Source organism: Microbulbifer sp. ABF4_143, assembly GCF_056160225.1.
Map to the genome: position 1 here is coordinate 25321 of NZ_JBSWWT010000008.1, position 13238 is coordinate 38558.

General features: G+C 61.8%; 14 protein-coding genes. 11 read left to right on the forward strand and 3 right to left on the reverse strand.

Going from position 1 to position 13238, the window contains the following annotated elements; translation table 11 throughout:
* Positions 1-47: 47 nt before the first annotated feature.
* Both ACXAF3_RS08010 and ACXAF3_RS08015 read left to right on the forward strand, forming a co-directional pair.
* Positions 48-2789: a DEAD/DEAH box helicase gene (locus tag ACXAF3_RS08010; protein ID WP_475111768.1), complete on the forward strand. Its 2742-nt coding sequence runs from the start codon at positions 48-50 to the stop codon at positions 2787-2789.
* A 72-nt stretch (positions 2790-2861) separates the two neighbouring features.
* Positions 2862-3161: a hypothetical protein gene (locus tag ACXAF3_RS08015; protein WP_475111769.1), complete on the forward strand. Its 300-nt coding sequence runs from the start codon at positions 2862-2864 to the stop codon at positions 3159-3161.
* Positions 3162-3202: 41 nt separating this feature from the next.
* Here the strand turns inward: ACXAF3_RS08015 and ACXAF3_RS08020 are convergent, their stop codons facing one another.
* The gene (locus ACXAF3_RS08020) at positions 3203-3505 is read right to left on the reverse strand and encodes a DUF6471 domain-containing protein (RefSeq protein ID WP_475111770.1); all 303 of its coding nucleotides are present in this window, start codon (positions 3503-3505) and stop codon (positions 3203-3205) included.
* Between the two features lie 136 nt (positions 3506-3641).
* Here ACXAF3_RS08020 and ACXAF3_RS08025 point away from each other — a divergent pair, with 136 nt between their 5' ends.
* From ACXAF3_RS08025 to ACXAF3_RS08055, 7 genes are read left to right on the forward strand one after another with little or no spacing between them, the layout of a single operon-like run.
* Entirely contained in the window at positions 3642-4046 is a 405-nt protein-coding gene (locus ACXAF3_RS08025) for a DUF2170 family protein (RefSeq protein WP_475111771.1), read from the forward strand.
* Positions 4043-4738, forward strand: coding sequence for a PspA/IM30 family protein (locus ACXAF3_RS08030; RefSeq protein WP_475111772.1), 696 nt, complete (start codon positions 4043-4045; stop codon positions 4736-4738). The genes ACXAF3_RS08025 and ACXAF3_RS08030 overlap by 4 nt, the downstream gene beginning before the upstream one ends.
* 30 nt (positions 4739-4768) lie before the next feature.
* Positions 4769-5815: a potassium channel family protein gene (locus ACXAF3_RS08035; protein WP_475111773.1), complete on the forward strand. Its 1047-nt coding sequence runs from the start codon at positions 4769-4771 to the stop codon at positions 5813-5815.
* Positions 5800-6450 (forward strand): YjfK family protein, encoded by a 651-nt coding sequence (locus tag ACXAF3_RS08040; protein WP_475111774.1) that lies wholly within the window; start codon positions 5800-5802, stop codon positions 6448-6450. Before ACXAF3_RS08035 ends, ACXAF3_RS08040 begins: the two co-directional genes overlap by 16 nt.
* Positions 6451-6465: 15 nt before the next feature.
* Entirely contained in the window at positions 6466-6882 is a 417-nt protein-coding gene (locus ACXAF3_RS08045) for a DUF350 domain-containing protein (RefSeq protein WP_475111775.1), read from the forward strand.
* An 11-nt stretch (positions 6883-6893) separates the two neighbouring features.
* The gene (locus ACXAF3_RS08050; protein ID WP_475111776.1) at positions 6894-7493 is read left to right on the forward strand and encodes a DUF1190 domain-containing protein; all 600 of its coding nucleotides are present in this window, start codon (positions 6894-6896) and stop codon (positions 7491-7493) included.
* 12 nt (positions 7494-7505) lie between these two features.
* Entirely contained in the window at positions 7506-8672 is a 1167-nt protein-coding gene (locus tag ACXAF3_RS08055; RefSeq protein ID WP_475111777.1) for a glutathionylspermidine synthase family protein, read from the forward strand.
* Between the two features lie 4 nt (positions 8673-8676).
* On the opposite strand, the gene ACXAF3_RS08060 is transcribed toward ACXAF3_RS08055, so the two are convergent.
* Both ACXAF3_RS08060 and ACXAF3_RS08065 read right to left on the reverse strand, forming a co-directional pair.
* Entirely contained in the window at positions 8677-9807 is a 1131-nt protein-coding gene (locus ACXAF3_RS08060) for a response regulator (protein WP_475111778.1), read from the reverse strand.
* 36 nt (positions 9808-9843) lie between these two features.
* Positions 9844-10332, reverse strand: coding sequence for a PAS domain-containing protein (locus tag ACXAF3_RS08065; protein WP_475111779.1), 489 nt, complete (start codon positions 10330-10332; stop codon positions 9844-9846).
* Positions 10333-10621: 289 nt separating this feature from the next.
* On the opposite strand from ACXAF3_RS08065, the gene ACXAF3_RS08070 reads away from it, so the two are divergent.
* Positions 10622-11926, forward strand: coding sequence for an amidohydrolase (locus ACXAF3_RS08070; protein ID WP_475111780.1), 1305 nt, complete (start codon positions 10622-10624; stop codon positions 11924-11926).
* A gap of 23 nt (positions 11927-11949) precedes the next feature.
* Complete coding sequence (locus ACXAF3_RS08075; RefSeq protein ID WP_475111781.1) at positions 11950-13236, forward strand: amidohydrolase family protein; 1287 nt, start codon at positions 11950-11952, stop codon at positions 13234-13236.
* Positions 13237-13238 lie beyond the last annotated feature (2 nt).

Below are 13238 nucleotides of genomic sequence, written 5' to 3' on the forward strand. Positions count from 1 at the left end.
CTTGTGTTTACACTGGTGCGCCTCCGGTCAGTCGCAGATTTGTCAGTATGCAGCAGTCCCCCCGTCAGCTAATCGAATTCTTCCGGCGCTGTTACCGCGCTGACAGCTACGATCTTTCGATTTCCAATATCGAAAAGATTCCGAAGAACCGGCGTGTCTTTATGGTGGGAGAGGATGTCCTGGCCAGCGGTCAACTGCACCGTATGCCCCTGGTCGGTGAAATCGCCGAAGAGCTGATGGAGCAGGCGGACAGCTACCGCAGGGAAAAGCGCCTGGTGTATGGCTGCTTTATGATTACCGGCAGGGTAAATGCCGCCGGGGGTTTTTCCGCGCGGCGCAAGCTCTGCGCGCCACTGCTATACGCCCCGGCCAATCTCTACCGGGATGAAGATACTTTCCTCGAGGTGGATACCTCCGATGTGCGGGTGAACCTGCCTCTGTTGCGCCTGTTGTTAAAACCGGATCTGGATTCCGCGCTGGTGGACAGCTTCCCTGTGCCGCAGTGGCCACTGGATTCCGGGCAGGTAGGCACCATGGGACGTTGGCTGCAGAAAAATACGCTCCTGCAGGAGCTGGAGGAGTTGGGGCGCTGGCCCAGGCTACAGGGGGCCGAAGCCGTCTCCGCACGGGCAAAAGAGCACAGCCCCAGACTCACTACCGCCTGCTGCCTGGTGCTGGCGGATCGCTCGAAAAGCGTCCGCGGTGTGCTGCATGAGCTCACTCTGCTGACGGAGGCGGACACTTATTCCGAGCCGCTCGGCACAGTGTTGGGAGCCACCGGTGGCGCCGTACACAGTGGCGCAAGCGCCCCGGAAATGCTGCCCGGCCTGCTGAGCGGTGCCCAGGTCAGGGCGTTGCACAACGCTGCCCGCTGTTCTGTCAGCCTGGTCTCTGGGCCGCCGGGTACCGGCAAGAGCTTTACCATTGCCGCCATGGCCATCGACAGGATGCTGCACGGGGAGTCGGTGCTGGTCGTGTCCAAGACGCCCCAGGCCATCGACGTGGTCGGCGAAAAATTGAAATCCGATTACCGCCTGGACGCCGGTTATGTCCATGCCGGCGAGCGGGGGTTCCTGCAGAGCCTGAAAGTGCACCTGGATGCGCTGTTGAAAGAGGGGGTGGAGCGGCCGCCGCAACCTGCCGGAGAGCTTCGCGCGGCACTCAGGGCAAGCCGCCGCCGGCTCAGCCGCGCGGAGCGGCGCTTCGACCGCGCCCTGCGGGCCGCGCGGCGGCTGGGGCCGGACCGGATGCCCGCCTGGCTGGTGGCAATGCTGGCCCCCCTCTACCGGCCGCTGTTGCGCACAGAGGCGCTGTGGGGATTCCAGGATTCCATCGGCGAGCTGCGCAAACGTTTCGAGAAACAGGCCGCCGCTTACCTCAATGCCCATCGCCTGGAACGCCTGGCCGAATTGCTGCACAGGGAGAGGCGCAACCTGTCGCGCTTTAACCAGGCTCTGCGGGCGAGGACATCCAAGCGGCAGGCGGAGCGTTTCGAGGCAACGGATTTCAACGCGATCCTGCAGGCCTATCCCATCTGGCTGGTGGGTCTCGACGAACTCAACCGGGTGCTGCCGTTCTACCGCTCGATGTTCGATCTGGTGATATTCGACGAGGCCACCCAGTGCGATATCGCCAGCGCGCTCCCGGCACTCTATCGGGCCAGGCGCGCGGTTGTGGTCGGGGACGGTAAGCAGCTCAGGCACGTCTCCTTCCTGTCGTCGAAAAGGCAGGAGGCGCTGTGGCGGGAGTCCGGCCTGGCCGGCGAAGTGCCGGTCGGATTCAGCTACCGGGACCAGTCGCTGCTGGATCTGGTGTCCGATGCGATCGGCAGCCAGAGTGCGGTGACGCTGCTGGACGAGCACTACCGCAGCCGGCCGGAGCTGATCGCCTTCAGTAACAGGCACTTTTACGGCGGGCGCCTGAAAGTGATGCAGGCGCGGCCGCGGGCCTCGAAGGGGGCGGCGCTGGAGTTCCGGCGCGTCGACGGGCGCAGGGCGCCGAGCGGAAGAAATGCGGTTGAGAAAGAGGGCGTGCTGGCGGCCTTGCGGCAGCACTTCGAGAGGTACGCCGCGTCGCCGGTCAAGCCCTCGGTGGGGGTGCTGTCGCCCTACCGGGAACAGGCGGAATTTCTCGACGCGGAGATTCGCAAGGCCTTCCCGCCCGAGGCGTTGCGGGACTTCTCCCTGCGGGTGGCCACACCCTACGGCTTCCAGGGGGAGGAGCGCGACCTGATGCTGTTGTCCCTGTCGATCGACAGCGAATCCACTCGCGCCGCGGCCTACCTGAACAGGCCGGATATGTTCAATGTGGCGGTGACCCGGGCCAAGGATCGACAGCTGGTGTTTCACTCCATCGACCGGGAGGCGTTGCCGCCGGGCAACCTGCTCGGGCAATACCTGTCCTTCGACCACTGGGCGAACGAGGTCGACTCCCGGGGTGAAATCCTGTGCGACTTTGCCGCTGAGGTCAGTGGCTCCCTGGCCGCTGTCGGTGTCAATACCTGGATAGGATTTGCCATTGCCGGCCAGGAGATAGACGTCGTGTGCGAGCGGGATGGCCGGCTGGTGGGTATCGACCTGATCGGCTATCCGGGGGACTTTGCGGAACATTTCTGTGTGCAGACCTACCACACCTTGCACAGGGCGGGGGTCCATGTGCTGCCGCTCCCCTATCTTAGCTGGCAGAGGGACAGGCGTGCCTGTATCGAGGGGCTGTTGCGGCTTCTGCGCGGCGGTGGGGCGGGGCGGCGCCTGAGTGGGGGCGGCGGGGAACTCGCAGATCTCTCTTAAGAGAGGATGAGAATTGCGCCACGGCTGCTATGCTTGAGGGGGAACTAAAGCGGAAAAGCCTCGGGTGCGCTTATGTGGCAGTGGTTGTTCGCCTCCAGCTTGTTGTTGCCGGTTTCCTTCGACACCCAGACGATTACCATCGGCCCCCAGCCGGGGGGCGGGCAGAGCCCCTATCTGAGTTTCTGCCAGCAGCGCTTCTACGAGGAGGACGACGGGCGCCTGCTGTGTAACTGGGCGGTCAACTTCAATTTTGCCTGCTTCGTTTCCTATCCGAACAACAAGGTGATCCAGGCGGGGGCGAAGATCTCCGGGCCGGAAGTCGTCGGAGAGTGTGACAACGGCGAACCGGTGATCAAGCTGTATCACTACTGAGCCGTTTCCCTACCGTACACGCCACCTTGTCCGTTTCGCCGTTACCGGCTGTCCCTGTCCTGGTTTTGAAGTTCCCGCGCGGCTTTGAGAATATCGGGCATGGCGCTGTCCTCGACGCCTAGCACATCGATAATGGCCGCCAGCAGGTCGGCGGAGAACATGCATTTGCTCACCTTGCTGCGCAGGTTCTCCGGCGTGACCGAGATGCCGCGCTCGGCGAGGGCGCTGGCGAGATCGCTGTAGCGCACGCCTTTCAGGGCCATAGAGGCGCGCACATAGCGGGCGATGGCCCGCTTGTAGGGGGCCAGCGCGCGCTGGTTTTCCAGGCTTTGCTTGTGGTCCATTTCGTCCCTCCTGCTGATGTGGCTCATAATAGCCTGGCGTGGATTATATGCAACAAATCTATTGAATGTGCTATTGACGGCCCGTTTTTACCTGTTATATTTGTGACCGATATTCCACACCTGCAAGGGAGTTGAAATGACCTGGAACAATGAAAAGCTGCGGCAACTGGCCGAGCAGCACCCGGATTGGGTGGTCGAGGCGGAGGGAGAATGCCTCAGCATCTCCAACGATGAGGGGGTCGATGCCTTCGTCTATGTCGGTGAAAAGCAGATAGTCGTCGAGACCATCCTGTTTCCCGTCGACGAGGTGCATGACGAGGCTGCGCTGAACAAGTTGATACTGCAGACGCACCAACTGGTGCCCCTGACCACCGTCGCGATCAAGGCGATCGGCGGGCAGAACTATTACGTCGCCTTCGGCGCCCTGTCTGTGGCGAGCAAAGACGAGGTGGTGATAGAGGAAATCGAAACCCTGTTTGCCAATGTGGGGGATTTCCTGGATCTGTACTCGGAGTATTTTGAGATGGAGGGTGTGGCATGAGTCTGAGAAAAATCTGGACCGCGCTGCGCGGCGCGGTGAACGAGGGGACCGAGGCCATCGTCGACAGCCAGTCTATCCGCATCCTCGACCAGGAGCTGCGCGATGCCAAGTCCGAACTGAAAGCCTGCGACGAAAATCTGACCAAGATCATGGCCAAGCGCAAACTGGCCGAGAACAAGGTCAGTGCTCTGCAGGCGGATATCGACAACTACAGCAACCACGCCATCGCCGCGAGCGAGAAGGGCGACGAGAGCCTGGCGATCGAGTGCGCCGAGCGTGTGGCCGAGCTGGAGTCACAGCTCGAAGTGGAGCGGGGGCTGCTGGAAGGCTTCCTCAACTCCGAGCGCTCGCTGAAAAGCAACATTGCCAAGGCCAAGGCCAACGTGCGCCGTATGGAGCAGCAGATCGACCAGATCAAGGCGACCGAGTCGGTGCAGAAAGCCCAGGTGGCGGTATCCACCCGCCATATGGGGGCCAACAGCAAGGTGAAGACCGCGCTGGACAGCCTCGAGCGCATCAAGAGCAAGCAGCAGCAGCGCGCGGCGGAGTTGGAGGCGGCGGAAGAGCTGGCTGCGGACGAGAGTGGCTCCAGCCTCGACGCGAAGCTGAAGGCGGCCGGCATCGCGCCGGGCGGCAAGGTCAGCGGCAGCGACAAACTGGCACAACTGCTGGCAAGCCGCGAAAAGGCCTGATCCGTGTTGCTGTATAAAGTGCGACGCCTTTTGGCGTCGCTTTTTATTAGGGCCAAAATCTCCACGGTGCTACTCGCCGCGGCTGCCTACACAGCCAGCTGCTATCTGTTGCTGAGCGCGGCCGGTGAGAGCGAGATAGTCGCACCGGAAAATTTCTTCTACTGGCTGGTGGTTACCGCGTCCACCGTGGGTTATGGGGATTTTTCCCCGACAACGGCGGCCGGCAAGCTGGCGGTAAGCCTCTGGGTGATCCCGCTGGGATTGAGCCTCTTCGCCATGGTGATCACCCGGGTGGGCTTTGCGATATCGGAATTTGTCCATCGCGGAAAGAAAGGTTTGCGCATGATCAATCACGAAAACCACACGGTAATCATCGGCTGGAACGGCGCGCGCACCCTGCGCCTGATCGAGCTGCTGCTGTCCAGGACCAACGGCAGCACGGCCGAGATAGTCCTCTGTGTAGAGGCGGATATCGAAAACCCGATGCCGGACCGGATCGACTTCGTGCGCGTGGAATCCTTCACCCACGCCGAAACCATGCAGCGCGCGGCACTGGATCGCGCGGCGCGCATCATCATCGACAACCCGCTGGACGACGTGACCCTCACTATCGCGCTCTACTGCGACAAGGTGAGCCCGGACAGCCACAAGACCGCCTATTTTCAGGACGAGACCGTCGGTGAACTGTTGCGCGCCCACTGTCCGAAAATCGAGTGCATTCCGTCGGTGGCTGTGGAGTTGCTGGCCAAGTCCTCCCTGGACCCGGGCTCGGCGCGCCTGCACCGGCAGTTGCTCGACAGCACCTACGGCATGACCCAGTACAGTGTGCAATACCGGGGCGAGACATCGCTGCCGGTGGGCGGGCTTTTCGATCACTTCAAACACGAGTTGGCGGCAACCCTGATCGGTGTGCGCCGGGCCGGGGAGCAGAAAATTGAGATCAATCCCGCTCTGGATGAACGTGTCGCGAAAGGCGACACGCTGTATTATATCGCCGCCGAACGACTGGACGAGCGGCGCTGTTTCGATATCAAGATAAGTGACAGGGAAGAACTCGGCGAATGTTTGCCAAGCTGATCAAGAAAATCAAAAAGCCGGCTCCCGCCGTGCAGACCCCATCCATCATGGGCCTGCGGCTCGGCGCCAGCTTCGAGGTGGACCCGCTGGCGGTCCGCCTGGTACTCGATGAACTGACGATTGAATCCTGCTCCCCGACCCAGATCATCAAGGCCGCCGGGGTTGTCGATCTCGACGGCACCTGGGTATATCGCTTTTACACCGACGATGATGCCTGGCTGCAGGTGGTTGCCGAGGGTGGCAATCGCGATGAGCATGTCGTGGATGTGAAGCTGTTTCATTTCTACGACACTCAGGATATTGCCTCCGAGCAGGCCTGGAATCAGCTGCTGGAGCGGGAAATCGGCTCGCCCAGCTACGAGCTGCAGGGCAGGAGCTACCGGCGGGTCTGGACGGCGGCGGGGGAATACCACAATCCCGTCCATATGACCGAGAAGACTTATGGCGAGGAGGGCGGCTACTCCACCACCGATCAGTTCACCATGCTGTTCGAGCGGGAACTGTCCGATCGTCGCACAGAATCCCTGTTCCTCTCCGCGGAGGAAAGGGTAGAGGACGCCGGCTACCTGAGCCGATGCCTCGTCATCAGTACAGGGATTTCCCTGACACCATCACAACTGACTATTCACGGATAACAAGGAGAAGTATTCATGGACCAGCCGTATGATTTATTGACTGGTATCCTGCATTTTGCCGCTTATTTTGGCCTGTCACTGGTGTTCCTGATTGCGTTTAAGTTCCTCTATACCCTGGTGACACCCCACGATGAGTGGAAATTGATCCGTGAAAACAAGAACACCGCCGCCGCAATCGGTTTTGGTGGCGCGGTGCTCGGTTTTGCCATTGCCGTGGGCGGTGCGGCCAGTAACTCGGTATCACTGGTGGACTTCGCCACCTGGGCGCTGATCGCGCTCGTTGCGCAGCTGCTGGCATTCGCGATCATCCGTTTCGGTTTTATGCCCCGTATCGTCGCCCGTATCGAAGACGGGGAGGTCAGCGCGGGTGTGATGCTGGCCGCTATCGCCATCGCAGTGGGTGTGCTCAACGCAGCCTGCATGAGCTACTGAGTGGGGGCGCCATGAAACGTACCAGACATATTGATCTCGCGCGTATGCGCAAGGCCGCCGGCAGCAGCTTTGTGTTGCGCCCGCTGGCGATCGGTGTCGCGGCCGCTCTGGTCGGCTGTGCGTCGAAAGAAGAGGTGAGGGTGGTCTCCTCGATCGCGGATTGTGTGGACAATACCTCACTGGATGAGAGCCAGTGCGAGGCCGCCTACCAGCGCGCGTTGGCGGAGGCGGAGCGCACCGGGCCCAAATACGCTTCCCGTCCCCTGTGCGAAGCGGAGTTCGAGAGCTGCCAGCGCACCGACAGCGGTTTCTGGATGCCGCTGATGGCCGGTTTTATGGTCGCTTCGATGCTGGACGACCGCGATCGCCGCTACGGCTACTACAACCCCGTCTACCGTTATTCACGCACCAACTCCCGCTACTACGATCGGCTGATGACCGCCGATGGCGAGGTGATAGGCCGCTATGGCAAGTCCAGCTACACCGTCGACCGCTCGGCGATGAAGCCCAAGCCCTCGGTCACCAGAACGGTATCCCGCGGCGGCTTCGGTTCGGTGGCATCCGCCAAGTCGAGCTGGGGCGGTGGGCGTTCCGGTGGCTGGGGGGGCTGACGGAGTACTGAGATGCTGCGCATGCCCATCGGCGAGCGCCCGCACTGGAAGGCGCGGGCGCGGGAGTTCGGTTTCGGCTTTCATACCATGTACGGGGAACCCTACTGGGATGAAAGCGCCTACTACCAGTTTTCCCTGGAACAGGTGGAAAGGGATATCGAGGCTCCCACCGAAGAAATCCACCAGATGTGTCTGGAGGTCGTGTCCCGGGTAGTGGAAGACGAGGAGCTGATGCGGCGTTTTCGCATTCCCGAGTCCCACTGGGATTTCGTGCGGGAATCCTGGCGCAATGGCGACCCCAGCCTCTATTCGCGCCTGGATTTTGCCTATTCCGGCAAGGGGCCGGCGAAACTCTACGAAAACAACGCGGATACGCCCACCAGCCTCTACGAGACGGGTTTCTGGCAGTGGCTGTGGCTGCAGGACAATGTGGATAGGCGTGCGCTGCCTCTGCAGGCGGACCAGTTCAACAGCCTGCAGGAAAAACTGGTCAACCGCTTTCGCGACCTGCAGTTCCTGACCCCGGGGCGCGCGCTGCACTTCGCCTGTTGCAAGGGCACCGAGGAAGACCGGGGTACCGTCCAGTACCTCGAGGATTGTGCCCGCGAGGCGGGTATCGACAGCCACTTTGTCTATATCGAGGATATAGGCCGCGATGCCGAGGGGCGCTTTACCGACCTGCAGGATCGCGTGATCACCTGGATGTTCAAGCTGTACCCCTGGGAATTTATGTTCCGCGAGGAGTACGGAGAGTTCCTCGGGGGCAACAATATCCGCTGGCTGGAACCCCCGTGGAAGGCAATAATCTCCAATAAGGCACTGCTGCCGATGCTCTGGCGTCTCTTCCCGGAGCATCCCAATCTGCTGCCGTCTTTCTTTGAAGATGAGCTGGACCGGGCGGCGGAGCTGGATGCGCTGGTCAAAAAGCCGCTCTTCTCCCGCGAGGGGGCGAATATCTCGATTGTGCGCGGCGGCGAGGTGAAGCCTTTGTCCGACGGGCCCTACGGCGAAGAGGGCTATATATACCAGGCCCTGCATCCGCTGCCGAAATTCGGCCGCTACCACACCCTGGTTGGCAGCTGGCTGGTGGACGACGAGGCGGCGGGCATGTCGATCAGGGAGGACGACAGTATGATCACCCAGGATATGAGCCGCTACCTGCCCCATGCCATCGTCTAGCCGGTTACTGCGGCTGCAGGTGGCCGTCGGCTATCATCGCGTCGATCTTTCTCTGTAACTGCTCGTAGGTGAAGGGTTTCTGGATGCAGTCCAGAATCCCGTCGGCGAGGATTTCCTGCACCTTGCTGTCGACGCTGTAGCCTGTGGACAGTATCGCCTTGATGTCCGGGTTGATGCGTTTCAGGAAGGCGAACAGCTGCTGGCCGTCCATGCGCGGCATGATCATGTCCAGCAGTACCAGATCCACATTCTCATAGGCCTGGCGGTAGTAATTGATCGCCTCTTCGGCGCCGGCAAAGGTCTCCACCTGGTGACCGTGCATCTCGAACAGGGTTTTCGAGTAGTTGCGCACTATGGCCTCGTCGTCCACGACCATGATGCGGATACATCGCCCGCTCCTGCCTGACCTGGTCTGGGAGCCGCTATCCGTGCTGCAATCTTGGATGACCGGCAGGAAGAGCTCGAAGCTGCTGCCCTGTCCCTCGCTGCTGCGGCAGCGGATGGCGCCCTTGTGCAGATGGGTGGTGCCGTAGACAGCGGCCAGTCCCAGGCCGGCGCCGCGGCCGCTTTCCTTGGTGGTGAAAAACGGTTCGAAGATGCGTCGGCGCACTTCGGCGGACATGCCCGTGCCGCTGTCGCTGATATTGATCAACAGGTATCGCCCGGGCTCGACTTCGAAATCGGAAATTTGTGTCGGCTTGTCGATGGTGATGTTGCTGGTGCTGAAACTCAGCGAGCCGCCGCAGGGCATTGCGTCCTTGGCGTTGATGCCGAGGTTGAGCAGGGCGCTTTTCAGCTGTGCTGCATCCCCCTTGACGTGCGGCTGCTCGGCATTCAGTTGTTGCGCTATGTAGATGCGGCGGTCGATGGTGCGTTCGAGCATGGCGCAGACATCGCGAATAATCTCGTGAGTATTGCACTCGCTCAGCTGGTAATTGCCCTTGCGCGCGAAGGTGAGCAACTGTTTCGTCAGCTCGGCCGCGTGGCGGGCCGTGTTCAGAATGTGGGAGGCGTAGTCACTGATGCGCGGATCCGTGGTCAACTGTTGGATGACCTCCGCGTATCCGGTGATACCGTGGATCATATTGTTGAAGTCGTGGGCGATGCCGCCGGCCAGTTCGCCGATCGCCTGCATCTTCTGCGCCTGGCGCAGCTCCTCTTCGAGCAGCCGCTACTTGGTAACATCGGTACCGATGCTCAGTACGCCGATGACGCTGCCGTTTTCGTCGGTGAGCAGTTTGTTAGTCCAGGCAATCCACACCCGCTCGCCGCTCTTGGTGATATTCTCATTGACGTTGTAGCGGTGTTCCTCCGGGTGCTTGCAAATATGCTCCATCAGCGGGCGCAGGTCGCGGCCGGTGCTCTCGCAGGCGGGGACGATGGTGCCGATCACATGCTGGCCGATGATTTCGGCCTCGGAATAGCCGAAGAATTGCTGCGCGTATTCGTTGAAGAAGGTGATGACGCCGTTTCTATCCCAGCGCAGGATGATGGAGTTGGCGTGTTCGACGAGCTCCCGGTAGCGCTCTTCACTCTTGCGCAAGGCTTCATAGACATGGCGTGAGTCCTGCGCCAGGGTAGGCGGCCCGGCTGCGGCCTGTTCGCCTGCCTGCCCGCTTGAGTGCATGGAGGGATCGTTATCGTTTTTATGCTCTTCCATCTGCCCGTATCATCCGGGTGGACAATTGTCGCCCTCAGATTCCATCACGATGAAATGACAAAGTCCAGTGGCGAAAGGGCGGCAAGCTGTTAGCATGCCGGGTGAGATTGTTGACGGCCAGAAGCCGGGGCTCGCCCCATCTCATTCAACGATATAAAAAACGTACGGAAGACTGATTATGCAGCTGAACTCTCGAACTTGCGGGCGTGGTATCGCGGCACTTTTCTGTGCCGCACTGCTACTGCCCGGTTGCGGGGGGGATAAAAAGGCCGGCGGAGACGGGAAGTCCGTGGACTTCGCGCGCCAGGACGCTTTCCCCTCCACCTATTCCCTGACTCAGAGCCGCCCCGTGTTGATCCGGGGCGCAACACTGCTTACCGGCACCGGCGAGCAGCTGGAAAACAGTGATCTGCTGCTGAAGGAGGGCAAGATCGCCAAAATCGGTGAGAAGCTCAGGGCACCGAAAGACGCCCTGGTGGTGGACGGCAAGGGGAAATGGGTGACCCCGGGCATTATCGACGTGCACTCGCACCTGGGCAATTACCCGGCGCCGGCCATCGAGTCCTCCCAGGACGGCAATGAAATGACCTCGCCGAACACCGCACAGGTCTGGACAGAGCACTCAGTGTGGACTCAGGACCCGCAGTTTGCGCTGGCGCTCGCCGGTGGCGTGACCACCCTGCAGATACTGCCGGGCTCCGCCAACCTGTTCGGCGGCCGCAGTGTGACTCTGAAGAATGTGCCCGGCCGCCGGGTGCAGGACATGAAGTTCCCCGGCGCGCCCTACGGACTGAAAATGGCCTGTGGCGAGAATCCCAAGCGCGTCTACGGCGGCAAGGGTTCACTGCCCTCGACCCGCATGGGCAACGTGGCCGGCTACCGCAACGCCTGGATCGCCGCGAGCAAGTACAAGAAGCAGTGGGACGACTACCGCGAGAACGGCGGCGATGCGCCGGAGCGCGATCTGCAGCTGGAGACGCTGGCGGGGGTCCTGTCCGGTGAGATTCTGGTGCACAACCACTGCTACCGGGGCGAGGAGATGGCGGTCATGATGGATATCGCCAGGGAGTTCGATTTCCAGATCTCCACCTTCCACCACGCGGTGGAGGCCTACAAGGTGGCGGATCTGTTGGCGGAGAACAATATTTGCGCAGCCATGTGGGCCGACTGGTGGGGGTTCAAGCACGAGGCCTTCGATATGACTGAGGCCAATATCGCCATCGTCGACCAGGCCGGGGCCTGCGCGATGATTCACTCGGATTCCGCGGTGGGTATCCAGCACCTGAATGAGGAGGTGGCCAAGGCCATGACCGCCGGCCAGCGGGCCGGCTTCGATATCCAGCCCAAGGATGCCGTGGCCTGGATGACCCTGAACCCGGCCAGGGCGCTGGGCATAGAGGCGCTGACCGGCAGTCTGGAGAAGGGCAAGATGGCCGACGTGGTGGTCTGGTCCGGCAACCCGTTTAGCGTCTACACCCACGCGGAGAAGGTCTTTATCGACGGCGAGCTGATGTACGACCGCGCGGACAGGGCGCGCCAACCGCGCAGCGATTTTGAGCTGGGTATTCTGGACGCAGAGGGGGAGCGGCTGTGAAGGGACTATTGAAAACAAGCGTCATGTTCATTTGCGCCCTGGCCTCGGGGCTGGCGAGTGGCATTGTGTCGGCGGAAAGCCTGCTGATCAAAGGTGGCAGGGTCTACACCCTGTCCGAGGCGGGCAGTTTCGACGCCGCGGATATCCTGGTGCGCGACGGCCGCGTCCAGGCCGTGGCGCCATCCCTGGACGTCAAGGCGGATCGCGTTATCGACGCGCGCGGCAAGGTGGTGACTCCGGGCGTGATCGCACCGGTCTCCGAACTGGGCCTGGTCGAGATCAGCGCCGCCAGTGCCACGGACGATCACGCGGTGCGCGGCGAGAGTATCGGCAGCGCCTTCGATCCACTGCCGGCCTACAACCCCAAATCTACACTGATCCCGTTCAACCGCGCCGGTGGTGTGACCCGCGCGCTGGTCTTTCCGGGCATCAACCTGTGGGACGATGCCGGCAACCCGCAGCGCGTGTTCGCCGGGCGCAGTTTTGTCATCAAACTGAACGGTGAATTCGACAGCGTGGTGGCCACAGATCTGGCACAGAAGGCCTATCTGGGCGAGCCGGGCGGCAAGCTCGCCGGCGGCAGCCGCGCCAGTGCCTATGCCAAGATTGTGAACGCGCTGGACGAGGCGCGGGAGTACCGCGCAAACCGCGACGCGATTCGGCGCGGCGACTGGCGCGAGCTGGACAACAGTATCGCCGACCTGGAGGCGCTGCAGCCGGTGATCGAAGGCGAGCAGACACTGCTGGTCACCGCCAACCGCGCCAGCGACATCCTCTGGGCCCTGAAGCTGGCCGATGAGTACGATCTGAAGCTGGCGATACTCGGTGCGGCCGAGGGCTGGATGGTCGCCGACCAGTTGGCGGCGGCCGGGGTGCCGGTGGTGATCGATGCGATCAACAACCTGCCGATTTCCTTCTCCAGCCTCGGTGCGCGCCTGGATAACGCCGCGCAGCTGAACAGGGCCGGCGTAACGGTAGCGGTCAGCGGCCCGGAATACGCCTCTACCCACAATGTCTACCTCGCGCGCCAGTCCGCGGGCAACGCGGTGGCCAGCGGGCTGCCCTATGAGGAGGGGCTCAAGTCGATCAGCGTCAATGTGGCGAGAATTTTCGGTATCGAGGGCGGCAGTATCGAGCCGGGCGCGGTGGCGGACATCGTCGTCTGGAGCGGCGACCCGCTGGAGGTCACCAGTTACCCGGAACAGGTGCTGATCGACGGCCTGCCCCAGTCGCTGGTTACCCGCTCGACCCGCTTGCGCGACCGCTACCTGAAGCCGCAGCCGGGCCACGATTTCGGTTACAAACACTGAGG